Origin of the sequence: Paenibacillus nanensis, from assembly GCF_003583765.1 — a bacterium.
Lineage (GTDB): Bacteria > Bacillota > Bacilli > Paenibacillales > Paenibacillaceae > Pristimantibacillus > Pristimantibacillus nanensis.
The window spans coordinates 39,161-61,674 of record NZ_QXQA01000018.1; the positions used below are offsets into that span (position 1 = coordinate 39,161).

General features: G+C 54.2%; 20 protein-coding genes. 15 read left to right on the forward strand and 5 right to left on the reverse strand.

Going from position 1 to position 22,514, the window contains the following annotated elements; all coding sequences use genetic code 11:
* The first annotated feature begins 134 nt into the window (after positions 1 to 134).
* From D3P08_RS22540 to D3P08_RS22565, 6 genes are read left to right on the forward strand one after another with little or no spacing between them, the layout of a single operon-like run.
* Positions 135 to 1,151, forward strand: coding sequence for an NAD-dependent epimerase/dehydratase family protein (locus D3P08_RS22540; RefSeq protein WP_119602381.1), 1,017 nt, complete (start codon positions 135 to 137; stop codon positions 1,149 to 1,151).
* Complete coding sequence (locus D3P08_RS22545) at positions 1,151 to 2,206, forward strand: dihydrodipicolinate synthase family protein (protein WP_119602382.1); 1,056 nt, start codon at positions 1,151 to 1,153, stop codon at positions 2,204 to 2,206. The genes D3P08_RS22540 and D3P08_RS22545 overlap by 1 nt, the downstream gene beginning before the upstream one ends.
* The gene (gene sdaAB / locus D3P08_RS22550) at positions 2,203 to 2,889 is read left to right on the forward strand and encodes an L-serine ammonia-lyase, iron-sulfur-dependent subunit beta (protein WP_119602383.1); all 687 of its coding nucleotides are present in this window, start codon (positions 2,203 to 2,205) and stop codon (positions 2,887 to 2,889) included. The genes D3P08_RS22545 and sdaAB overlap by 4 nt, the downstream gene beginning before the upstream one ends.
* Positions 2,886 to 3,779 (forward strand): L-serine ammonia-lyase, iron-sulfur-dependent, subunit alpha, encoded by an 894-nt coding sequence (sdaAA, locus tag D3P08_RS22555; protein ID WP_119602384.1) that lies wholly within the window; start codon positions 2,886 to 2,888, stop codon positions 3,777 to 3,779. Before sdaAB ends, sdaAA begins: the two co-directional genes overlap by 4 nt.
* Positions 3,776 to 4,948: a M20 metallopeptidase family protein gene (locus D3P08_RS22560; RefSeq protein ID WP_119602385.1), complete on the forward strand. Its 1,173-nt coding sequence runs from the start codon at positions 3,776 to 3,778 to the stop codon at positions 4,946 to 4,948. Before sdaAA ends, D3P08_RS22560 begins: the two co-directional genes overlap by 4 nt.
* 29 nt (positions 4,949 to 4,977) lie before the next feature.
* The gene (locus D3P08_RS22565) at positions 4,978 to 5,862 is read left to right on the forward strand and encodes a Gfo/Idh/MocA family oxidoreductase (RefSeq protein ID WP_119602386.1); all 885 of its coding nucleotides are present in this window, start codon (positions 4,978 to 4,980) and stop codon (positions 5,860 to 5,862) included.
* A 616-nt stretch (positions 5,863 to 6,478) separates the two neighbouring features.
* Here D3P08_RS22565 and D3P08_RS22570 read toward each other — a convergent pair.
* Entirely contained in the window at positions 6,479 to 7,870 is a 1,392-nt protein-coding gene (locus tag D3P08_RS22570) for an extracellular solute-binding protein (RefSeq protein ID WP_119602387.1), read from the reverse strand.
* Positions 7,871 to 8,198: 328 nt separating this feature from the next.
* Here D3P08_RS22570 and D3P08_RS22575 point away from each other — a divergent pair, with 328 nt between their 5' ends.
* From D3P08_RS22575 to D3P08_RS22590, 4 genes are all read left to right on the forward strand, one after another.
* On the forward strand, positions 8,199 to 12,620 hold the full coding sequence (locus D3P08_RS22575) for an S-layer homology domain-containing protein (RefSeq protein WP_119602388.1): 4,422 nt from the start codon (positions 8,199 to 8,201) through the stop codon (positions 12,618 to 12,620).
* Positions 12,621 to 12,698: 78 nt separating this feature from the next.
* Positions 12,699 to 13,703, forward strand: coding sequence for a hydroxyacid dehydrogenase (locus tag D3P08_RS22580; RefSeq protein WP_119602389.1), 1,005 nt, complete (start codon positions 12,699 to 12,701; stop codon positions 13,701 to 13,703).
* Positions 13,704 to 13,884: 181 nt separating this feature from the next.
* Positions 13,885 to 14,712 (forward strand): histidinol-phosphatase HisJ, encoded by an 828-nt coding sequence (gene hisJ, locus D3P08_RS22585; protein ID WP_119602390.1) that lies wholly within the window; start codon positions 13,885 to 13,887, stop codon positions 14,710 to 14,712.
* A 13-nt stretch (positions 14,713 to 14,725) separates the two neighbouring features.
* The gene (locus tag D3P08_RS22590; protein ID WP_119602391.1) at positions 14,726 to 15,202 is read left to right on the forward strand and encodes a GNAT family N-acetyltransferase; all 477 of its coding nucleotides are present in this window, start codon (positions 14,726 to 14,728) and stop codon (positions 15,200 to 15,202) included.
* Between the two features lies 1 nt (position 15,203).
* Here the strand turns inward: D3P08_RS22590 and D3P08_RS22595 are convergent, their stop codons facing one another.
* Positions 15,204 to 15,617, reverse strand: a complete 414-nt coding sequence (locus tag D3P08_RS22595; RefSeq protein ID WP_119602392.1) for a DUF2500 domain-containing protein — start codon at positions 15,615 to 15,617, stop codon at positions 15,204 to 15,206.
* An 83-nt stretch (positions 15,618 to 15,700) separates the two neighbouring features.
* Positions 15,701 to 17,512, reverse strand: coding sequence for an ABC transporter substrate-binding protein (locus D3P08_RS22600; RefSeq protein WP_119602393.1), 1,812 nt, complete (start codon positions 17,510 to 17,512; stop codon positions 15,701 to 15,703).
* Positions 17,513 to 17,633: 121 nt separating this feature from the next.
* Between D3P08_RS22600 and D3P08_RS22605 the strand changes: the two genes are divergently transcribed.
* From D3P08_RS22605 to D3P08_RS22615, 3 genes are all read left to right on the forward strand, one after another.
* The gene (locus tag D3P08_RS22605; protein WP_119602394.1) at positions 17,634 to 19,160 is read left to right on the forward strand and encodes a DUF4153 domain-containing protein; all 1,527 of its coding nucleotides are present in this window, start codon (positions 17,634 to 17,636) and stop codon (positions 19,158 to 19,160) included.
* A gap of 25 nt (positions 19,161 to 19,185) precedes the next feature.
* Complete coding sequence (locus tag D3P08_RS22610) at positions 19,186 to 20,046, forward strand: metallophosphoesterase (RefSeq protein WP_119602395.1); 861 nt, start codon at positions 19,186 to 19,188, stop codon at positions 20,044 to 20,046.
* 98 nt (positions 20,047 to 20,144) lie between these two features.
* Entirely contained in the window at positions 20,145 to 20,522 is a 378-nt protein-coding gene (locus tag D3P08_RS22615) for a hypothetical protein (RefSeq protein WP_119602396.1), read from the forward strand.
* Positions 20,523 to 20,580: 58 nt separating this feature from the next.
* On the opposite strand, the gene D3P08_RS22620 is transcribed toward D3P08_RS22615, so the two are convergent.
* Together D3P08_RS22620 and D3P08_RS22625 are read right to left on the reverse strand one after the other, a co-directional pair.
* The gene (locus D3P08_RS22620; protein ID WP_119602397.1) at positions 20,581 to 21,003 is read right to left on the reverse strand and encodes a VOC family protein; all 423 of its coding nucleotides are present in this window, start codon (positions 21,001 to 21,003) and stop codon (positions 20,581 to 20,583) included.
* A gap of 33 nt (positions 21,004 to 21,036) precedes the next feature.
* Positions 21,037 to 21,381, reverse strand: a complete 345-nt coding sequence (locus tag D3P08_RS22625) for a winged helix-turn-helix transcriptional regulator (protein ID WP_119602398.1) — start codon at positions 21,379 to 21,381, stop codon at positions 21,037 to 21,039.
* A 119-nt stretch (positions 21,382 to 21,500) separates the two neighbouring features.
* On the opposite strand from D3P08_RS22625, the gene D3P08_RS22630 reads away from it, so the two are divergent.
* Together D3P08_RS22630 and D3P08_RS22635 are read left to right on the forward strand one after the other, a co-directional pair.
* Complete coding sequence (locus tag D3P08_RS22630) at positions 21,501 to 21,950, forward strand: YybH family protein (RefSeq protein ID WP_119602399.1); 450 nt, start codon at positions 21,501 to 21,503, stop codon at positions 21,948 to 21,950.
* Complete coding sequence (locus D3P08_RS22635) at positions 21,943 to 22,290, forward strand: DUF4260 domain-containing protein (protein ID WP_119602400.1); 348 nt, start codon at positions 21,943 to 21,945, stop codon at positions 22,288 to 22,290. The genes D3P08_RS22630 and D3P08_RS22635 overlap by 8 nt, the downstream gene beginning before the upstream one ends.
* Positions 22,291 to 22,514 lie beyond the last annotated feature (224 nt).

A 22,514-nucleotide genomic window follows, 5' to 3' on the forward strand; every position in this document is an offset into this window, starting at 1 on the left:
GCTGGAAGAAGACAGGCAATGGCCTGCGTTCTTTCGGCCTTTTTGCGCGAATTAAAGACAATTAGTCGTCCTGTCTTTAAATGCGGCGGCTCAGTAGAATGAAGGTAATTCTACAATGGAGAGGTGCATGGTTCATGAACACAATGGAGCAGCTGCTCGCTCAGCTGACAACACCGACGGAGGCGCTGGTGCAGGATCTGGCCAAGGTCGACGGAGATATTGTATTGCTCGGCGTAGGCGGCAAGATGGGCCCAACGCTTGCCGCTCTCGCCGTTAACGCGATCCGCGAAGGCGGGTTAAATAAAAACGTCATCGGCATTTCCAGATTTTCGAATCCGGAAGCGAGAGATGAGCTGGAACAGGTCGGCGTCAAGACGATACCATGCGACCTGCTGGACGATGCCGCCCTGCAGGCTTTGCCTCACAGCGACAACGTCATTTATATGGCGGGGAACAAGTTCGGCACGACGGGGCGCGAGCATTTCACATGGGCGATGAACGCTTATTTGCCGGGCCGGGTAGCCGAGAAATATAAGGATTCCCGCATCGTCGTTTTCTCCTCCGGCAATATTTATCCGTTCATGCCTGTCAGCAGCGGCGGCGCGGATGAATCCGTCGAGCCGCAGCCGGTCGGCGAATACGCGCAATCGACGCTCGGCCGCGAGCGCATTTTCGAATACCATTCCCATAAAAACGGCACGCCGATGACGATGTATCGGTTGAATTACGCGATCGATATGCGGTATGGCGTTCTGCTGGAAATTGCCAAAGCGGTCAACGAAGGCAGAGCGATCGACCTGACCACCGGCTTTGCGAACGTAATCTGGCAGGGCGACGCGAACGCGATGGCGCTCCGCTGTCTTAACCATTGCAGCTCGCCGCCGGCGGTCATCAATATTACAGGCCCCGAAACGCTGTCGATCCGCTGGGCGGCGGAGCAATTCGCGGCGCGTCTCGGCAAGCCGGCGCTGTTCGCCAATGAAGAGGCGAATGTGGCTCTATTGAATAACGCGTCCAAGTCGCATCAATTATTCGGGTACCCGCGCGTCAGCCTGCTGCAAATGATCGATTGGACGGCGGAATGGCTGCAAAGCGGCGGGGCTACATGGAACAAGCCGACGCATTTCCAGGAACGGGGAGGTAAATTTTAATGAAACTTTCGGACTCGTTGCTGGCGGCGCTGCATGACGGGGTTGTCATTCCCGCTCACCCGCTGGCCTTGAATGAGAATCGCACGTTAGATGAGCGTCATCAACGCGCGCTGACGCGTTATTATATCGCTTCAGGCGCAGGCGGCATTGCGGTCGGCGTCCATTCCACGCAATTCGAAATCCGGGATCCGGAGCATAACTTGTTCGAGCCGGTGCTGAGAATGGCGGCGGAGGAAGTGGAGAAGGTGCATATCGGCCGGCCCTTTATGAAGGTTGCCGGCGTCTGCGGACCGCTTGAGCAGGCGCTCGCCGAGGCCGATATCGCTTTGAAGCTCGGCTATGACGCCGCGCTGCTGAGCATGGGCGGACTGCAGTCGCTTACCGAGGAAGAGCAGCTGGAGCGCGCGCGGGCGGTCGCCGCGAAAATGCCGGTGATCGGCTTCTACTTGCAGCCTTCCGTTGGCGGACGCATTTTCAGCTATGACTTCTGGAGGAGGTTCGCCGAGATCGACAATATCGTCGCGATCAAGATGGCGCCGTTCAACCGTTATCAAAGCCTGGATGTCGCCCGCGCGGTATGTTATTCGAGCCGCAGGGAGGAGATCGCGCTTTATACGGGCAACGACGACAATATCGTCAACGATCTGTTCACCACGTACCGATTCGAAATAGAGGGCCAATTGGTGGAGAAGCAGGTTGTAGGCGGCCTGCTCGGCCACTGGGCGGTATGGACGAAAAAAGCGGTGGAGCTTCTGGAGGAAATCAAGGCGGCCCGCCGCGCGGAACAAATCGATAAGGAATGGCTGACTCGCAATATTCAGGTGACAGACTGCAACGCCGCTTTTTTTGATCCGGCTCACCAGTTCGCCGGCTGTATTCCGGGCATTCACGAGGTGCTTCGCCGCCAAGGACTGCTGAAAGGGACATGGTGCCTGAATCCGCATGAGGTTTTATCGGAAGGCCAGGCGGAAGAAATCGACCGCGTCTATGCGCAATATCCTCATCTTCATGATGACGAGTTCGTGAAGACGCATTTAAGCGACTGGTTGAAATGAGATTTAAGGACGTGTTCTCCATTATCGGTCCATCGATGATCGGTCCGTCGAGCTCTCATACGGCGGGCGCCGTGCGTATCGGCAGAGTCGCTCGGCATTTGGCGGGCGGCTTGCCCGAGAAGGCGGACATTTATTTGTACGGCTCGTTCGCGGAAACCTACCGCGGGCACGGGACGGATCTGGCTTTGGCAGGAGGCTTGATGGACTTCCATACCGATGACGCGCGCATTAAAGATTCGCTGGAGCTTGCGGAGCAGGCGGGAATGGAGGTCGTCTTTCATCCCATGACGCAGCCGCTGCCGCATTTGCATCCGAATACGGCGAGGCTCGTCATTCAGCGGAAGGGTAACACCTTTGAAATCGCGGGCTGCTCCATCGGCGGCGGGAATATTGAGATCGTCCAAATCAATGGGTACGCTATTTCTTTCACGGCGAATTATCCGACGCTGCTCATCTTTCATGAGGACCGCAAAGGAATGATCGCGCTGATGACGCATATTTTGCAGCAATACGACGCGAATATCGGTTTTATGAAGGTGGAACGAAAGTCGAGAAGCGGGGACGTGCTTACGGTTATTGAACTGGATGATGCGAAGGATCGCGAGATTGTCAAGCAACTACGCATGCTGCCTCATGTCCGCGCGGTGCATTTCATTCATCTAGGAGAAGGTGAGCGCGAATGAGATTTCAGTCGTTACAGCAATTGAAGGAGCTCTGCGAGTCCGAGCGGGTGACGATGGCGGAGCTGATGATCACCGAGCAGATGCATGAATCGGCACAGCCCCGGGCGGCTATCGTGAAGCAAATGTCGGATTATTATCAGGTCATGAAGGAAGCGGTTCATAAAGGCATCCACGAGCCGGTTAAGTCGCGCAGCGGCTTGACCGGGGGAGATGCGAAGCGCGTCCACGACTACATGAGCGGCGGCGCGTCATCGCTCGACGAAGCGGCTTGCCGCGCGCTTGCCTACGCCTTGTCCGTATCCGAGGTGAACGCGTCGATGGGGCGTATAATTGCAACGCCGACGGCCGGTTCCTGCGGCATCATTCCGGGCGTGTTCGTCAGCTCGCAGCAGCGCTTCGGCTGGAGCGACGAGCATATGGTGAACGGGCTGTTCACCGCTGGAGCAATCGGTTACGTCATTGCCAACTCCTCCTTCGTATCGGGAGCGGAAGGCGGCTGTCAGGCCGAGGTCGGTTCGGCGATCGGCATGGCGGCGGGGGCGCTGACGGAGCTGCGGGGCGGAAGCCCGGAGCAAGCGCTGCATGCGGTGGGGCTTGCTTTGAAAAATTGCTTGGGCCTCATCTGCGATCCGGTCGCCGGTCTCGTTGAAATTCCGTGCATTGTCCGCAACGGCTTTGGAGCGGTGACGGCTCTGGCGGCTGCGGATATGGCGCTTGCCGGCGTCCGCAGCGTCATACCGTCGGATGAAGTAATCGGCGTTATGCTTCAGGTGGGGCGCGCGATGCCTTCGCAATACAGGGAGACCGCGCAAGGCGGTCTGGCGCAGACGCCGACGGGGCAGAAGCTTGCGAAGCAGTGGAGCTCGCCGGAAGGAGAACAGGAAGGATGAAATTGTTAGTCGAAGAGAAACTGGCCGAGGAGCTTACCGCCTTCCGGCGCGAGCTGCATGCTCATCCGGAGCTAAGCCTGGAGGAGAAGGAAACGGCGGGACGCGTAGCCGAACGGATTGAACGGATGGGCATCCCGTATACGAGGAATGTCGGCGGACACGGCATTGTCGCGGAGCTGCGGTCCGAGCAGGACGGCCCGACAATCGCTTTGCGCGCGGATATGGACGCTTTGCCGATTGAAGAGGAAACCGGACTGCCGTTTGCGTCCAAGCGTAAGGGCGTTATGCATGCCTGCGGCCACGACGCACATACGGCAATGCTGCTCGGAGCAATGGAGCTGCTTCGCCGCGAAAAGCTGGCGGGCCATGTCCGTTTTATTTTTCAGGCGGCGGAGGAGGTGAATGCCGGCGCAAGGGCGATGATCGAGGACGGGGCGCTGAACGGGGTATCGGAAATATACGGCCTGCATAATTTGCCGACGCTTTCCGCAGGCAAGCTGGCGACCTGCAGCGGACCGATGATGGGATCGGTCGACCGCATCGATATTCAAATTGAAGGGAAAGGCGCGCACGGCGCGATTCCGAATGAGGGGCATGACCCGATCGTGTGCGCATCGGCTATCGTCATGGCGCTGCAAAGCATCGTCAGCCGGGAGCTGAGCCCGTTCGAGCCGGCGGTCGTCACGATCGGCAGCATCAAAGCGGGGGAGGCGAACAACGTCATCCCGCATTATGCGGTGATGAGCGGAACGGTGCGGACGTTCCATCCGTCCGTGCAGGCCGGGATGAAAGAGCGGATCGAGCGCATCGTCCGCACCGTGGCCGACAGCTATCGCTGCAAGGCAGCGCTGCAATATACCATGCAGGTCCCCGTGCTGGTCAACCATGAGGAGCAGACGAATGTCGTCGACGAAGCCGTTGATGAACAGCTCGGAGCGGACAGCCGCGTTCATGCGGCGCCGACGCTGGCCGGAGAGGACTTCTCCTTGTATCTGGAGCGGGTGCCGGGATGCTTCTTCTGGCTGGGCTCGGGACCGGAGCATGACGCAGGCCAAGCGTACGGCTTGCATCATCCGAAATTTACATTAAACGAGGCGTGTTTGCCGGTTGGAGCCGCAGTCTTGGCCGCAATCGTCAAACGAAGATTGGGGCGCCACGGCAAAGGTTGAATCGCCATCGGTCAGGAGATGATCCTCATATGGGGCTTAAAATAGGATTAATCGGTACGGATACTTCCCATACCGTCGCATTCGCCCGGATTTTGAACGATAAGGGGCATCCTTTCCATGTGGAGGGGGGCTCCATCACGCAGGCTGTACGTTTTTGTTCGCCGGATTTTGAGCTGAGCTATTCGAGAGAAGAGGGCTTCAGCCGGGAGCTGGCGGAAGCGTTTCATATTCCGTTCACGTCTCTGGAGGAAATCGGCGGGAAGTGCGACGCGTTTTTAATTGAAGCGGCGGACGGGCGCAAGCATTTGGAGCTGTTCAGCAGCATCGTAGCATGGGGAAAGCCGGTCTATATCGATAAGCCGTTCGCCGTAAGCTATGACGATGCCGCCCACATGATGCGGCTTGCCAAGCAGCACGGCACGCCGCTTATGAGCAGCTCCGCCTTGCGTTTTGCGGCGGCGCTTCGGCAGGGCCTGACGGGCGTGGAACGAAGCGGCATAAGGAAAGCGACGGTCAGCTGCCCGTTTGTTGTCGAGCCGACGCAGTCCCGTTATTTCTGGTATGGCATTCACGGCATCGAAACGCTGTTTGCCATTATGGGTATGGGCTGCAATCGTATCGATCTTGAAATCGATGAGGAAGCGGAGCGGATCATCGGCGTATGGGGCGACGGAGCGGTCGGAGAGGTCAGGTGCTGCTTCAGCAAGGACCAGCCGTACGAGGCCGTTATTGAAACGGCGGAGGATACGATTGCGATTCGCATCGATAATCGGATTCCGTATTACGCGAGCTTGCTGGAGAATGTGGTGTCCTTTTTCCGGACGGGTGTTTCTCCCGTGGCGAGCGAAGAGACGCTGGAGATCATCGCATTTATAGAGGCGGCCGAGAAGAGATATAAGGAGCTTCAGCGCTAGAGTCTTTTGCAGGCGGAAACACCTTCAACCCCTTATCATTATCGCCGATGGGGGGTTGAAGGTGTTTTATTCTGGTTTGGAACTAGCGCCAGGCAAAGGGGGACGTGTGTGCAAATGTTGCAAAAGTGCATTAGCCAAGGGGGACGTGTGTGCAAATGTTGCAAAAGTGCATTATTTTTTGTCGCGTAAGCCGCCATTTTTGAAAAATGATGCAAACATACATCAATTTCGGGAGAAAGACTCATTTGGCAGCATGCAGGCTCTAAAATCCTGCACATTCGCAGCAATTTCAAATTTCGGGGGATAAACCGTTATAAATTGATGCAGATTTGCAGCATTACCGGCAGGGAGAGGAGGGGAGCACAGTCAGTCAGTTAGTCAGTCAGTCAGTCAGGTAGGCAGTCAGGCAGCCAGCCAGCCAGCCAGTCAGTTAGTCAGTCAGTCAGGCAGTCAGGCAGTCAGTCAGTCAGGCAGGCAGGCAGGCAGGCAGGCAGGCAGTCAGCCAGGCAGTGAGGCAGTCAGTCAGACAGTCAGACAGTCAGTCAGGCAGCCAGCCAGTCAGTCAGTCAGCAGAAAGCAGTAAGCCAGCCAATCAATCAATCAATCAATCAATCAATCAATTCCGCTTCTCTACCGGTTGTCCAATCTCGGCGAGCCGCAATCGCGTCTCCTCTTTGCTATGTATGCCCGACCAATACAGATTCATCGCGCCGATAAGCTTTTCCAATTCCTTCTCGGACAGCCGGAGATCCGACAACAGGCTGAACTGATCGCTGATCTCCTTATACAGATGAAAGTTAGCCGGCCGGTACAAGGGTTCGGGGCCGTTCCACTCCGCAGCCTGCTTCATGGCCGGAATCGTGTACGTGCTTTGGCGGATATGCAGCTGCGTGTCGTATGAAGCCATAAAATCGATAAAAGCCCGGGCGGCTGCTTTCTTCCGCGAATACCGGTTCACCGCAAAGCCGAGCGGCAGCAGCAGCGTCTTCGGCTCATGAACATAAGGGAGCGGCGCGACATCGAACACAAAGGGCGCTTCCTTCAGCTGGTTCAATCTGAAATAGGTTGTCATCATGACCGGCACATGCTGCTGCAAGAACAGCTCCTCTACGCTTGTCTCATTCGAGGATAGCAGCAAGGAGAACGTATTTTGGCGGTGAATCAGGCGGTAGCAAGCTTCAATGCCGTCCATAATGGCCGGCGCGCCCCAATTAACAGGTGCATTCCGGAAATCGACGCCGCTTTGCAGGATGAAGACCGGCCACCGATTCCATGTGCTTGGGTAGAAATAAAAGCCAAGCTTGGCTTCCGTTTCGCTCTCCAGCCGGTCCAGCAGCTTCATAAAGCCGCTCCACCGCCAGCTCATCGGGGGCTCGGGCATTTCATGCTTCATGAAATAACTTTTGTTATAGCACAGCACGACCGGTGAAAAGATAACCGGCTGCACAAACAATTGCCCGTTCACGGAAAAAGCTTCTGCCAAATAAGGGTACACATCGCCGGTTGGATCGAGCGGCTCGAATAATTCCGCAATGCCGCCGTGCTGATGGGCAAAATGCGAGTAATTAATATGGTTGATCGCCACCGCATCTACCATTTCGTTTTTTAGATAGTTCTCCGTCACTTCCACATAGTCCCCAAAATGCAGAGGTATGAGATTGACCTTGATAGAGGAATGGGCGTTTTCAAATTTTTGAACCAGCGCGCCCAAATCCATTTCGTCGATCAGCGTCGTGTAGTACCCAATGGACAAGGTAACGGCGCGGTCTGCCCCGGTTTCCTTCACGCGAACGCCGACCCTTGGAATCCGCTCGACAAGCGATTCCTCCACCAGAAGATCGAGACCCTTTTGGACGGAGTTGATGCTTAGCTTAAAGTCCTCGCTTAGTTGAAGGATAGAAGGAATATAAGAATCCGGAGGATATTGGCCGGATCGAATTTGGCTGCGCAGCGTGTCCACCATGTGATTTAACCGTTCCTGGAAGGTTATTCTGCTGGGCTTTTTCAACTGTCACGGGCCTCCCTGCCTTGAACATGAATGACGTCAATTAATTCGGATCATACGGATGCGGTACTGCACGTAAAACCCACAACGATTGTTACATAGCGGCTCCTGCCATTGCAAGGGTTATTCCCTTCTGCTGGATGCCGGACAAGGTATTTAAAGTAACATTAACGACGCTGCAGTCAATTGACAGCGAAATGGCCGTAAAGCACAATATATGATATAGATATGATACAGATTTGAAGGGAGGGTTTCAATAGGTTCGGCTCATTCATGACGGCGATTGAAGAGGCAATGCGGGCAGTTGACGAAAAAATAAGGAGTGACAGCATTGAAACGAAAAACAATCGGTATCGTTGCAAGTATCGGTCTATTCCTTCATTTATCTTCGCAAGCGTTAGTAACACCGGTCGTTTCGGCGGATGGAGGCTCGGCGGGCAATGCCCATTTGCTGAACCCCGGCTTTGAAAGTCCGGCAGCAGAGGGCGTCATCTCCGGCTGGAGCGTTCAGCCCGGAATGTCGGAGCACGGATCTATTGGGATCAGCACCGAATATGCCAAATCCGGCGCGCAAAGCCTGCTGTTTCAGGACACGAGCAGCAGCGCTTCGCCTAACGGCAGATTCGGCGTATTGAGCCATGACATCCCGGTAACGGGCAACGAGACGGTCACGTACAGCGTCTATGTCTATAAAGCCGCCGCAGGCGATCAATCCCATGGCATTCAGCCGGTCATTCATTATTTGGATGCGGAGGGCAAGCCGACTAAGGCGAATGATTTCGTGCAATACGGAGCGGCTGCGGTACCGGCAGGCGAGTGGTTTAAGCTAACGGTGAGCGGTGTCGTGCCGGCAGGTACGGCATCCATTAAAGTCGGCCTCTATTCGGGAGACCCCAGCTTAACGAAAGTGTACATGGACGATGCGGAGGTTACGATCACGCCGGCGGTACTTGAAACGCCGTTAAATGAAGAGCTGGCGAACCCCGGCTTTGAAGAGGCCCTCCGAGGAGGGGCGATTCCCGGCTGGAGCCTTGCCGACGGGACGGAAGGCATGGTCGTGCTAAACTCTGACATAAAGCTATCCGGGCTGAACAGCTTGCATTTCAAAGATAGTAACAACGCCAAGAATACGCGCGTGCTAAGCGATCCGTTCGCCATTGTTGGCGGCTCGACAATCGTGACGGAAGCGAATGTATACGTCATCAGTCAAACCCATAACATCGTGATCGAGTTTTACTATTACGACGAAACGGGCAAGCCGATCGGATCGAACCAATCGTTGTTCTCAAGCAACACGTTAGGCTCCAACAAATGGTCGGTGATGAAGCTGCAGACCGAAGTGCCGGAGCATGCCGTCTCGGCGCGCGTTGCGCTGAACTCCGGGGACATCAGCTTGACGGAAGCATACTTCGACGACATCTCCAACAGAGTGCTGGAGGAAGAGACGCCTCTCGACCACAATTATGAAGCGCCTGTCGATCTTGGCGATATGGTGAGCGTCAACCTGGGCCAAGCGGCCGCCATCCAAACGAACGCGGACGGCGACAATGAAGCGTACTTCATTACGAACGGCGATCCCGGCACTTTTTTTGCCGTGAACCTTGAGACGGGCGAGCAGATCTTCTCCGAGGTGATTCCGCATACGGAAGCGACTTGGGCGATCACGATCGGCGAAGATAAGAACGTGTACTTTGCAGGCACGGGCGACGGCGTGCTGTACCGCTATATCCCGACCGGCAAAAGAGTAGAGGCGCTGGGCTACAACACGGCGGATAACTGGGTGTGGGATCTCGAGACAATCGGCGATAAAGTGTACGGCGGCACGTACAACCCGTCCACCGACGGGAAGGTGTTTGAGTACGACATCGCAACGGGCGAATTCCGCAGCTACGGCACAGTTGAAGCGGGACAGAACTATGTGCGGGGCATCGCGGTTGACGAGAATTTCATCTACGCCGCCATGGGGACAACCGTTGCGCTTCACCGAATCGACCGCGTGACCGGCGAGATATCCGAGATTGAAGTCGAAGGGTATTCCGGCAATACCGGCACGGCCGGCGATGTGTATATTATCGGGGATAAGATCTTCTTCTCGGCTAGCACGCAGCAGATGGTCGTGCTCGATAAAGAAACGCTGGAAATCGACGCAACATTCAATCAGCTGGCGATGATTTCGGAGCCGGATCCGGCAAATCCGAACATCATTTACTACGTTTACGCCAAAACGCTATACCAATACAACATGGAAACAAAGCAATCGTCTGCGGTTGAGCTGCCTTATGCCATGCCGGACACGCCGCGCTACAAGGACTTTGCATGGGTCACGCTGAACGGCGGCGAAAAAGCAGGCGAGACGGTGCTGGCTGCCATTACGCAGTACGGGGAAACGATGCTGATCGATCCGCGCGGCGGGTGGGTGAAATTTATCGAGCTTGAAATCGCGGCGAACAGCGTAAGCATTCAATCGCTCGAAAGCGGGCCGGACGGCCGCTTATATATGGGCGGTTACCAGCGCGGCATGAGCATTTATAATCCGTTTACGGGCGCAATCGAAGAAAATATCGCAAACTTCGCTCAGCCGGAAGGCATCGGGTTTATGAACGGCCGCGTCTATTACGGCACCTATGTCGGAGCGGTGATGTATCAGTATGATCCGGCGCAGGAAACCGAGCTTCACGTAAATCCAAAGCCGGTATTCGATATCGAGCATCAGGACCGTCCATTCGCCATTGAGGCGGGGGAGAACAAGCTGTTTGTCGGCACGGTTCCCGACTACGGCTATCTCGGCGGAGCGCTTGCCATTTATGATGAAGCGGCAGGTCGATGGCAGCAATTCAACGATGACGCTTTTGCTCCTAATCAAAGCGTGATGAGCTTAGCTTACCGTGACGGCCTGCTGTTCGGCGGCACGACCGTCTGGGGCGGACTTGGCATTGATCCGACGGAGGAAGAAGCGGTCATTTTTGTTTGGGATACGGATAAAAATGAAGCGTTAAAAACGATCAAATTAAGCGAGCTAGGTTTGGACATCGACGAGACGCCCCGGATGATCGGACAATTGAAATTCGGACCGGACGGCTTGTTATGGGGAGCGGTCGACGGCACGATATTCGCCTTGAATGTTGACGACTATCAAAATCCGGTTATCGTGAAAAGCAAGATGCTGTTCCCAAGCTTGTACAACACCAGCAAATGGCTGAATTACGAAATCGAGTGGGCGCCGGACGGCATGATGTATACGACGCTTTCCCGCAAGCTCATTGCGCTGGATCCGGAAACGCTCAAGTTCAAAGTGATAGACGATAGATTCACGAATGAAATGACGCTCGGCATTGACGGCAGCATCTATTATGCGCCGGAGGCAAAAACGTATCTATACCGTATCGCTGTTCCCGAGACGGACGCGACGCTTGCGGCTTTAACGGTGGACGGACGGGAGGTGGCAGGCTTCTCGCCGGGCATTCTGAACTATGAAGCGGCGCTTACAAGCGGCTCGGCCGTAACGGCGACTGCCGCCCAGGATGGAACGACTGTTGACGTGACGCGGGCTCAAGACGGACGCGTACTCGTTAACGTAACCGCTGCAGACGGCAAATCGAAGCTTGTCTACACGATTTCTCCTAAGAAGGATGAGCCGGGTCAGGGACCTGGCTACGGATCCCCGTCCCCAGGAACGAATAACAACACAGCGACGCAAATCGTGACCGGCTCAGAATTGGCTGCCGGAGCCGACGGCACCATTACGATTGCGCTGCAGGCAGGCAAAACGGAAATTGTATTGCCGCAAGACGTATCGAAGCTGATTGCGGACCGCGACATTGTGATCAAGGGAGATAATGTGGCCGTTCGTCTTTCCCCGCAGGCCATCGCCGCCTTTGAATCGCAGACGCAGGGGCAGGTTCATATCGTGCTGAAGCCCCAGCCGATCGATGCGGAAGCGTTGGGTGCGGCTTATACTGCGGATGTAAAAGCGGCGTCGGACGGCTATCAGCTCGAGTTTGCGATAAAGCAGGCAGACGGCACGAAAGTGAACGCGGAGCGGGTACAAGGCGTAACGGTAAGCTTCGCGCTTGCTGAAGGGATGGACGCGAAGCGAATGGCCATCTATGAGGTGCATGCGGACGGCACGTTGTCTTACGTCGGCGGAATGGCCGAAGACGGCCGAATGGATGCCGACATCGGGAATGCCGGAGCTTACGTCGCGCTGCAATTCAACAAAACCTATGCGGACGTGCCGGAAGGGCACTGGGCTGAAGAGGCGATCCGCGGGCTGTCCATGAGGCTTGTCGCGGAGGGGATTAACGATTCGGAATTCGCCCCGGATCAAGACATTTCGCGCTCGGAATTTATCGCCCTTATCGTACGCGCGCTTGGCATCTCCGGCAGCGGAGAGCCGATGCCATTCGGCGATGTTGATGCGGCGAGCTGGTATGCGCAGGAGGTGGCCGCAGCATTCGAGGCCGGACTTGTGAGCGGCAAGAGCGAGACGCGATTCGCTCCCGAAAGCGCGGTCACTCGCGAAGAAATGGCCGTTATCCTCCTTAGGGCTTACGAGTATTTGACGGGCCAAGAGGCGAACGGCTCGAAGAGCGGCTTTGCCGATGGGGACTCGATTAGCGGCTGGGCTCGCGAGGCGATCGCCGCCGCATATGAGCTTGGCCTGGTTAACGGCAAAGGAAACCATCAATTTGATCCGCAAGGACAATTAACACGCGCACAGGCTGCGCAAGCGATTATCAATCTTTTAAAATAAACGTAACGCGCCGGAACCTTCGATCTGACGTCAGGTCGAAGGGGCCATGCTGCGAACTACACCCGAGGGGTACTGACTATGCCGAACCTGAAAGTTTTAGTGACGATGCCTAAGGGGGCCGTCTTTCATACGTTTTTTAACGAGGAGACCGTGCGGGAGCTGGAGCAATTCGCGGATGTCACCTGGAACGAAAGCTTGACGGAGCAACTGACGAAAGAAGAGCTGTGCGCCAAAATTAGAGATGTCGATTTTGTTATAACCGGCTGGGGAACCAGGCCGCTCGACGAGGAAGTGCTGCGGCATGCGGGCAAGCTGCGGATGGTCGCCCACACAGGCGGTTCGGTAAATCCTTATGTGACGGATGCCGTCTATGAACGGGGAATCCGCGTGGTCAGCGGAAATAATGTGTTTGCGGAGTCGGTGGCGGAAAGCGTCATCGCCTACGCGCTCGCGTCGCTGCGCGATATTCCGAAGTTTTCCCATGATTTGAAGCAGGGCATTTGGCCAAGAGGCTATTCCAACAAAGGGCTTCTCGATAAAAAAATCGGGATCATCGGCTTTGGCATGATTGCCAGGTACACCGTGGATATGCTGAAGCCTTTCCGCCCGGAGATTAAGGTTTATTCGAAGCAGCTTGCGCGCGAGGAATTGGAGCGTTACCGAATGGAGGAAGCGAGCTTGGAGGAGATCTTTTCGATATGCGATATCGTCTCCATTCATGCCGCAAGCACGCCGGAGACGTATCATATGATTACGGAAGAACTGCTGAATCGGATGCCGGACGGATCGCTGCTTATTAACACGGCGCGCGGCGCTATCATTGATGAGCAGGCGTTGTGCCGGGTGCTCGCCAATCGGAATATCCGTGCGGTGCTGGACGTTTACGAGGTCGAGCCTCTTCCGCAGGATTCACCTCTGATGGAGCGGGATAACGCGATCCTGATGCCGCATATGGGGGGCCCGACCGTTGACCGCCGCCTTATCGTAACGAAGCAGTTGATCGGCGAGATGAAGCGTTTCTTGAAAGGGGAGCCGCTAATTTGCGAGATCAGCCAAGAATACGCTTGTAAAATGACGCGTTAGTTTTTATATGCAGCAGAATCATGCACGGCCGAACCCCCGCCCTCTTAAGGCGGGGGTTTTTGTTTTGGATTGGAATGAATGAAGCCTAGCAATTTACCTGCAGCCGCGCAAATGATACTCTAGATAAAAGACAGAGAATGAACCGCAGGTTGGATGCGAATTGGGATGGGAGAGGATATGGATGTTGAAATGGGACGGGCATACGCATACGCGGTTTTGTTATCACGGAAGCGACGCCGAGCAGTCTTTGTACCTTGACCGGGCGATTCAGCTTGGATTCGAGCGTTATACGATCAGCGAGCACCCGCCGCTTCCCGCGGGATTAGTCCCGGACGAGAAGCTGTTCGCCGAGCTGGCGATGCCGATGGAAGAGCTTCCGGCTTACATGGCGTACGCGAAGGATATGAAACAGCGCTACGAAGGCAAGCTCGAGGTAACGGTCGGGCTTGAGCTCGATTATTTGCCGGGACAGCTGGATTTCACGGGACGGATTGTGGATCGGTGGCAGCAGGATTTGGAGGATGTCGTCTATTCGGTGCATTATTTGCCGGGTGTCGGCGGCACGCGCTGCATTGATTACACCGCAGACGATTTCCGGCGGAATTTGCTCGCGCATTACGGCACGATGGACGCCGTCGTGAACGAATATTACGACCATGTCGAGGAGGCGATTCGGTGGGCTGCGAAGCTCCCGATGCGCAAACGGCTTGGACATATTAATCTAATCGAGAAGTTCCGTCAAGAATTGCCGGAGATCGACGAAGCGTTGGTTCGCCGGAGATTGGAAGGCATTCTGCCTCTCTTGGCTGAGTCGTCCGTAGGCATTGACGTCAACACGGCGGGGCTTCGCGTCACGACCTGCGGCAAGCCTTATGTGCCGGAATGGTTTTTGGCGGAATGCCGAAAGCAAGGCATCCCGTGCGTTTACGGGTCGGATTCTCACAAGCCGGAGCATGTCGGGTTTGGCTGGGAATGGTACGAGCGGCAAATGAGCGTTAAGCTGGGCTAGGAGGAAAAAGAAAATGAGCCAACTAACCATCCAGGCGGTAAAGCCGGGGCATAAGGATTTGATTGGACTGATCGCGAAGCTCGACAGCTATTTGCATGAGCTGTATCCGCCGGATGAAATATTCGGCGTCGACTTTGAAGACCCGAAGACGGAGGACATGCTGTTCGCCGTTGCGTACTGGGAGGGCGCGCCCGTCGGCTGCGGCGGCATCCGGCGTCTGGACGCGGACACGGTCGAGCTGAAGCGGTTCTTTGTCGAGCCGAATATGAGAAGGAAGGGCATTGCCCTGCAGGTGTTCCGGTTTTTAGAGAAACAAGCCTTGGCGCTCGGCTGCTCCGTCATGCGGCTGGAGACGGGAGCGCCGCAGATCGAATCGGTCTCTTTCTATAAAAAGCAAGGCTTCTACGAAATTGATCGGTTCGGCGAATATGTGGATTGCGAATCGAGCCTATGCATGGAGAAGGTCATAAAAGAAGGGCTAGCTTCCTAAGCTAGCCCGCATTCCGTTCGAAAGCGACGATCCAGTCGCCCTTCGTCGCCGCGTAGCCGGTATCGCCTTCCACGACAAGTCCAAACAAGTTTTTGACGTCGAGAAACTCCTTGCGCGTGCCGTTGTCGAACTCCAGCGTAATATAGTAATACGTGCGGGAGGACGTGCTGGCGTGACTAAGCGAATTGTCCCCGTGATGGTGATGATTCGTCGAGTGCCTCACATCCATTCTTTTGGCGACGACGCGCGCATAGGCGCTTTCCTGCGGCGCTCTCGCGTTTCGCGCATACTTGACGATACTGAATATGATTCCGCCGATTATAATCGCAAACACGAGGAAAAACAGAAAAGGAAAAACCGAAAACATAAAGTCAAACCCCATATTTCCGAACCCCGGATCTTGACCTAGACTCATAGCGTAACCTCCTGTAGCAGATGTATAGGAAACGGATGGTGAGCTCTTTCTAAATACGCTAGTATCGAGTAAAGTGTTGCAGTTTATCTGAACCATAAATCCCGGAACCGCACCCAGCCGAGCGACTCCAGTGAAATACCCTGCACGGAAGGATGAAAAGCCGTCTTCAAATGCTTGCGGTACAAGAATAAGAGGGAATGGCGTCCGGCAAGAATGCCTTCGATCTGAATAAATAATTTAATCCGCTCCGCGCTGTCCTGCTCAGCCAGTATTCGCCGCAGCGTATCCTCAACTTTAACGCTTGTTTGCCTGTCCATATGCTGCATCATGCTTTTGTACAAGTCGATCAGCCGCAGCTCCCGGTGCTCGTCCAGCATAACGGCGAACAGCAGCAGGTCGGCCGACATACGTTCCGCTCCCTTGAATTGCTCGGCAGCCAGAAGCTGGACCTCCAGCGTAATGCCGGACAAATCAAGCAGGCCTCTGATAATCGCGGCATCGTTTTCGTATTGGGGAATCGTAATCAGCTTAAGCGGCTCGCCTTGGTAACCCGCCTCGGCAAGCTCCTTCCGCAGCTTCCCCGCGTTGTCATGCTCCCATCCCGCGTTATTGATTTTGCCAGATTTATCCGGAAGCCAAAAGCTCGCCGCCGGTTCAATGACATCGCCAGACAGCAGTCTCAGCAGCTCGCCGCGATGAATGGCCCGGTTCAAAACCGAGCGGATCGCCGGATTGGCCAGCGGACCGTCCTTCAGCTCGTTCACCGTCATAAATTTGCAGGTTGTGCCCGACTGCCGCACCTGCTGCCACTGCCCGCCGGTCATCCCTTCGATCCGAACGTTATGCATGACCTGGAATTGCCGCAGCTCTTCCAAATCCTCTTCTTTGCCCGCGTCGCTGCTGTGAGGCATGGTCCATACCTCGACGCGGTCGAGAAACGCGCGTTCCCGAAAATAGGCGGGAAAAACCTCCAATATCCATATGCCATGCCCTCTGCTCGCGAGACGGTAGGGCCCGGTGCCGATCACGGTGCCTTGCTCCTGTCCGAACGCTTCTCCTTCCGCCTCGCAAATATCCTCCGGCACGATAGAAGCTCTGTTCGTGGATAAGAAGGAAAGAAACACTTCATTGCGCTGCTGCAATCGGATACGGATGGTCGTGTCGTCCGGCGTATCCATCTCTTCAATTCCGTTATAAACCCAGTTGTACAGCCCGTTCGGAGCAAGCCGCCGCAGCCGGGTAAGCGTGTACCTGACATCGGTGGAGGTCATCTCGCGGCCATGGTGGAACAGGACGCCTTTCCGAAGGTAGAAGGTCCATTCCGTCCGTTCCTCATTCGTCTCCCAAGCATGAGCCAGATGCGGAAGGATGCTGCCGCCCTTCGGATCGATGCGCACCAGTCCGTCGAACAGCTGGTTCACGAGATGCGATTCGCCGCTGTAATGAATGCGGGCGGGGTCCAGGCTGTCGATGGATCCGGGCAGCGGAAACCTCAGCGTATCCGTTCTCCGCTGTCCTTCAACGGTGCTTCGAAAGCCGAATTGTCCCGTCAGCCACTGCTGGAACCGTGTCAGCGAGGCGCCTCCCAGCCCTTTCCGCTGCAGCAGCTCGAACGCGGATTGGAGGTCGCCCCGAAGCGCAAGCTCCTCAGCCTCCTCCAGCAGCAGCTTCTCCGCAGGCTGCTCGAATGCAAGCAGCGAGCGGTTCCCGCGTCCGCGCCTGGCCGACCAGCTAATCCAGCCCTCCGCCGCCATTCGCTTCAGCAGCAGCACCATATTGCGATGCGTGCAATCCAGCTTCTCCGCCAGCTCAGCGGTCGTCACCTCGAAGGGGACGCCGTCTTCCGCGTGCGGATAAGCCTCTCTCAGCATAAAAAAATGTCTGCGTATTTTCATACTCGACCTCCAGCGCCGTACCTCACATAAAATATGAAATTATGAGGATTAAAGTTGCACTTTTTGTTCTTATTTTCTAGGTTACAATATAAGGGAGATTTGTGCAAAGGAGACATGTGTGATGAGAGATCCCGCACCATGGCAGAAGAGATACGATATGATGTGGCTGATGGCGATCCTGCTGGGCGTCATCGGGCAATATTTATTTGTCGGCAGAGCGCTTGGCGTGTCCGTGCTGCTGTTCACCGTCTTATTCTACGGCTACTTCTTCTATGCCGCGAGAGGCAGAATGGGGGGCTTCGATCGTTGGCGGGGACAGTCGAAGACAGGACGTCTCTTGTTCGTGCCGATTGCCATGCTTGCGCTCGCATACGCCTTGTTCGCCAATGAATTGTTCCGGTTTTTAAATAGCATCGCGCTTATCCTTCTCATCGTCGGTCAGACGATGCTGCTGACGCGGGGAGGCTCTGAGCCTTGGTACCGGCCGAAGTTTCTGGCGGAGCTGCTGCAGCAATGGTTCGTGGCGCCTTTTGCTCACTTAAGCGTCCCGTTTAGCATGACGGCAGGCTGGCTGAAATTCAGGGAAGACAATAGCAAAACAAAGTCCGATCTTCGGAAAATTATGCTCGGCTTGCTGCTCGCGGCGCCTTTGCTGCTCGTTGTTGTCATCCTTCTGGCCTCGGCGGACGGCATTTTCGAATTCTGGCTGAATAAAATTCCCTCGCTGCTCGACGGCGGTTCGGCGGGAGAAGGCTTCCTCCGGTTTTTCGCCGCGGCGGGGCTCGCATTGTATCTATTCTGTTATGTATGGGGGCTGCTGTTCAAACGGGAATCCCGGTCCGCTGCCGCTCAACCGTCAGTGGCAGGTAGTCAGGTATGGCCTGCTGCCGAGAGGCAGCCTGATCAAGACCGGACAACATTTGATCCTTTGGTCGCCGCTACGGTTCTTATCTGCGTCAATGCCGTCTATGTCCTGTTCGCCGCCATTCAATTTACGTACTTGTTCGGCGCTGCCGACGGCCTTCTGCCCGATGGGACGGCTTACGCGGAATATGCGCGCAGAGGCTTTGCGGAGCTGGTTGCCGTGGCGCTTCTCAACATCGGCATTTTGCTGATCGGCCTTCATTTTATCGAGAAGGGCAGCAGCTTGATGGAACGTCTGCGCCAGGCGTTGCTCACCGTTCTGATGGGGTGTACGCTGGTGATGCTGATCTCGGCTTACAGCCGATTGTCCTTATACGAGGAGGCTTACGGTTATACGCAGCTCAGGCTGCTGGTGCACGGATTTATGGTGTTCCTCGGCGTATTAATGCTTGTGGCCGTCGTCCGCATTTGGTACCGCTGGTTCTCGCTCGCCAAAGTCTATATTGCGATTGGCGTAGCGGCGTACGTCATCATGAATTATATCAATTTGGATGCGCGTATAGCGGAAGGCAATATCGCTCGTTACGAGGCAACCGGGAAAATCGATATCGGTTATCTCGGCACGTTATCCGCCGATGCGGGTCCCGCGCTGGAAAGGCTTTTACGGGAGCATCCCGAGCTGGACGGGGTGGACAGCATTTTAGCTCAAATGAAAGGGCAAGCGAAAGAACGGAGCCACTGGCAGTCCTGGAACCTTGCGATTGAGCGCATGAAAAACAGATAAAGATGCACGGCTTGGAGGGAGACTGATGAGCAAAACGAAGAGGTGGTTTATGATCTACATTCCTGCTGCGATATTGCTTCTTATTCTGTTTTTGTATGCAGAGAACAACTGGATTGGGATTACTGCACATAAGGTGAGCTCGGAGAAGCTCCCGGCAGGCTTCGGAACGTACCGAATCGTTCAGCTGTCCGACCTGCAGAGCAAGGAGTTCGGCCGGGACCAGAAGCCTTTGCTCCGCAAGGTGCAGAAGCTGAAGCCGGACCTCATCGTCGTGACGGGGGATTTGGTGGACAGCAGCCATTACGACGAGAAAGCCAGCTTAACGATGATGCAGGGAGCATTGAAGATTGCCCCGGTTTATTTCATCAGAGGCAATCACGAATACGCCGCGAGCCGTTATCCGTCCCTGGAGCAAAAGCTGATTGAAGCGGGTGTTCACGTTCTGCGGAACGAGCATACGTCGATTGAATTGGGGGACGGTTTCATTCAGCTCGTTGGGGTGGACGATCCGCTCTATAACCGGAAGAGGGATGGAGATGCCGCTAAAATCGAAGCCCATCTTGGCGTTGCGCTCGAAGGCATCGAGCACCCGGGGGCTTACACGATTTTGCTGTCTCACCGGCCGGAGCTGTTCCAGGTTTACGCCGACTACGGGATGGACCTCAGCTTGTCCGGCCATGCCCACGGCGGACAATTCCGAATCCCGTTCGTAGGCGGGGTATTCGCTCCGGAGCAAGGCTTTTGGCCGAAGTATTCGGAGGGCCGGCATCAGCTCGGCGGCTCCGAGATGATCATTAGCCGGGGACTTGGCAACAGCACGTTCCCTCAGCGGCTGTTCAACCGTCCGGAGATAATATTGATCGAGCTGACGGAGACGGCCGGTTAATGATGCCTTCAGGAAAAAGGCGGCTGTACCTATTGGAAACGCCAATTCGTCCGACTTTCCAGCGGCATAGGATATCGTAGGATTGTTTTGCGAGAACGATGACAAAGAAAGCGGATGATGACATGCCTTGCTGTCTGGGACAAGTTAAAATTATTCGGAACGAGGGCACGATCATATTCGGAAATATTAAGCAATACGCGCCGATTTCGAACGAGAAGTCGACGAGCGGCAGCGGCAGCGAGCAAACCGATGCGGAAGGCGAAGCGGGGAACCCCGATGCGGGCGTAAGCAGCCGCGGCAAGAAGCGGCGGGCAAGCAGGCGGGGGCGCCTCGGATCGACGACATGCTCCAGATCGAGGGGCCGCGCGTGGAAAGCAAAAAAAGGACCCGCTGCAACGGGCAGCGGGCCAAAGGTTTTATATTATAAAAAAGGGGGTCGACTTTCATTATATGCCCCTTTCATTAAAGCGCGATGAATGAAATATTTCATTTTCATTACAATTAATTGGGCGGGACTTCCATGTCGGGGAAACGTTATTTCATTCTTTTTGAAATGGGATGGTCTCGTTTTAGCTCCAAGAGGTCCCATAAGTTTCCATATAAGTCCTTAAAAACAGCCACAGTCCCATATTCTTGTTCCTTTGGTTCTCTAACGAACTCGATTCCCTTACTTAACATTTCATTGTAGTCTCTCCAAAAATCATCCGTATTTAAGAAGAGAAAAACTCTGCCCCCGGACTGATTCCCGATAAATTCTTCCTGCTCTGGTTTTGAAGCCTTTGCAAGTAACAATGTAGTGCCTACAGACCCGGGTGGAGATACAACGACCCATCGTTTATCCTGATCCGGTTGATACGTATCCTCGACTAATGTGAAGTTTAACTTCTTTGTATAAAAATCTAAAGCTTCGTCATAGTCCCTAACAACAAGAGCTATATGGACAATTGATTGTATCATTTGGGTTTCCCTCCTAATTGTATAAAGGCAGTTTCAGTTCTTTGAAACTTCATGTTTTTGGATTGATATATAATGCTCCCCCACTTTTATCATTTGCTCTAGAATGGGTTCCAGACTTTTCCCGAAATCGGTTAAACTATATTCAACCTTCGGAGGGATGGTCAAAAAAGCGGTGCGTTTAACGATATTGCATTCCTCCAGTTCCCGCAGCTGTGTAGTCAGAACATGCCTGGATATGCCAGATATTAACCGTTGAAGCTCACCAAAACGTCTGGTTTGCCGAAGCAGTTCAAATATTATTCTAGGCTTCCACTTCCCGCTAATCATTTGTAGACCCACTTCTACGGGGCAACCAAAGGTCCCATCCAGATACGGCATCTTTACCTCCACATTGGTTAGTTTTTTATGACTTCGTCATCTTATTCTGCGTACTTACTCTATTGATGGAATTCAGATAATCTAACATACATAACCATCATATAGAAAGAGGCGATACTATGAAATCCCCCATTCGTAATAAAGCGGTCATGAATCCGGAAAAAATGAATGCTGCGTTTGCAGAAGCATATAACTCGGGCGATATTGGTAAACTTCTTGCTTTGTACGAACCGGACGGTATTCTGGTTAATCCGAACGGAGGCCATGATAATGGAATCGTACAAATTCGCAAAACTCTAGAGGACCTATTACAGCTACAAGGCAGCATGATATCTAAGAATATATATTATATCCCTTTTGAAAATATCGCTTTGCTACGCGCACATTATGTACTTCACACAGTAGGAACCGATGGAAATCCTATGCAAATCCAAGGCCACACTACAGAAATTGTTAGAAAACAGCAGGACGGCAGTTGGCTCTACATCATAGATCATCCGTACGGGGCAGAGCTATTAAGAGAAGTAGATTCGGCGAGGATAAATGATAATGGAGGAAAAAATGAATAGGCTCATCTTGAAGCTTGAAGGTTTACTTGTGCTGCTAGCCTGTATCTATGCATTTATGGAGTACGATTTTAAGTGGATTTGGTTCATCGTGCTTCTGTTCGCTCCAGACATCTCGATGGTTGGTTATCTAAAGGGGGTTCGTGTCGGGGCGGTCGCTTACAATCTATTTCATACTTATCTTTTGAGCGGCATCATGCTCGTCATAGGGGTTGTCACAAAAATGGATGTTTTTTTGATGATCGGCATCATTTGGACCGCTCACATCGGCCTGGATCGATTGTTAGGTTATGGATTGAAATACAAAACGGAGTTCAAAGATACACATCTGAATAGACTTTAATGAATGGATCAGCATCACGGATCATGGGTTGGTAAAGTTCCTGTTACTTCCCTTACTCAAAACAATATCATCCCTGAGAGTTAACCATTACCAACTGACTTTTCCAGTGGCATGTTTATGAAAAGGAGACTCTTCGTTCTCACAAAATAAGCTATTCGATTGCCGCTTGGATCCTTTATAAATAGCTCATTCCTTACACCATGATCATGTGATTGGATAAACGA

Bases quoted from the DNA above. Each gene is read 5' to 3' on its own strand.
- D3P08_RS22540 (WP_119602381.1), top strand. From the start codon at position 135: ATGAACACAATGGAGCAGCTGCTCGCTCAGCTGACAACACCGACGGAG.
- D3P08_RS22545 (WP_119602382.1), top strand. From the start codon at position 1,151: ATGAAACTTTCGGACTCGTTGCTGGCGGCGCTGCATGACGGGGTTGTC.
- sdaAB (WP_119602383.1), top strand. From the start codon at position 2,203: ATGAGATTTAAGGACGTGTTCTCCATTATCGGTCCATCGATGATCGGT.
- sdaAA (WP_119602384.1), top strand. From the start codon at position 2,886: ATGAGATTTCAGTCGTTACAGCAATTGAAGGAGCTCTGCGAGTCCGAG.
- D3P08_RS22560 (WP_119602385.1), top strand. From the start codon at position 3,776: ATGAAATTGTTAGTCGAAGAGAAACTGGCCGAGGAGCTTACCGCCTTC.
- D3P08_RS22565 (WP_119602386.1), top strand. From the start codon at position 4,978: ATGGGGCTTAAAATAGGATTAATCGGTACGGATACTTCCCATACCGTC.
- D3P08_RS22580 (WP_119602389.1), top strand. From the start codon at position 12,699: ATGCCGAACCTGAAAGTTTTAGTGACGATGCCTAAGGGGGCCGTCTTT.
- hisJ (WP_119602390.1), top strand. From the start codon at position 13,885: ATGTTGAAATGGGACGGGCATACGCATACGCGGTTTTGTTATCACGGA.
- D3P08_RS22590 (WP_119602391.1), top strand. From the start codon at position 14,726: ATGAGCCAACTAACCATCCAGGCGGTAAAGCCGGGGCATAAGGATTTG.
- D3P08_RS22595 (WP_119602392.1), bottom strand. From the start codon at position 15,617: ATGAGTCTAGGTCAAGATCCGGGGTTCGGAAATATGGGGTTTGACTTT.
- D3P08_RS22600 (WP_119602393.1), bottom strand. From the start codon at position 17,512: ATGAAAATACGCAGACATTTTTTTATGCTGAGAGAGGCTTATCCGCAC.
- D3P08_RS22605 (WP_119602394.1), top strand. From the start codon at position 17,634: ATGAGAGATCCCGCACCATGGCAGAAGAGATACGATATGATGTGGCTG.
- D3P08_RS22610 (WP_119602395.1), top strand. From the start codon at position 19,186: ATGAGCAAAACGAAGAGGTGGTTTATGATCTACATTCCTGCTGCGATA.
- D3P08_RS22615 (WP_119602396.1), top strand. From the start codon at position 20,145: ATGACAAAGAAAGCGGATGATGACATGCCTTGCTGTCTGGGACAAGTT.
- D3P08_RS22620 (WP_119602397.1), bottom strand. From the start codon at position 21,003: ATGATACAATCAATTGTCCATATAGCTCTTGTTGTTAGGGACTATGAC.
- D3P08_RS22625 (WP_119602398.1), bottom strand. From the start codon at position 21,381: ATGCCGTATCTGGATGGGACCTTTGGTTGCCCCGTAGAAGTGGGTCTA.
- D3P08_RS22630 (WP_119602399.1), top strand. From the start codon at position 21,501: ATGAAATCCCCCATTCGTAATAAAGCGGTCATGAATCCGGAAAAAATG.
- D3P08_RS22635 (WP_119602400.1), top strand. From the start codon at position 21,943: ATGAATAGGCTCATCTTGAAGCTTGAAGGTTTACTTGTGCTGCTAGCC.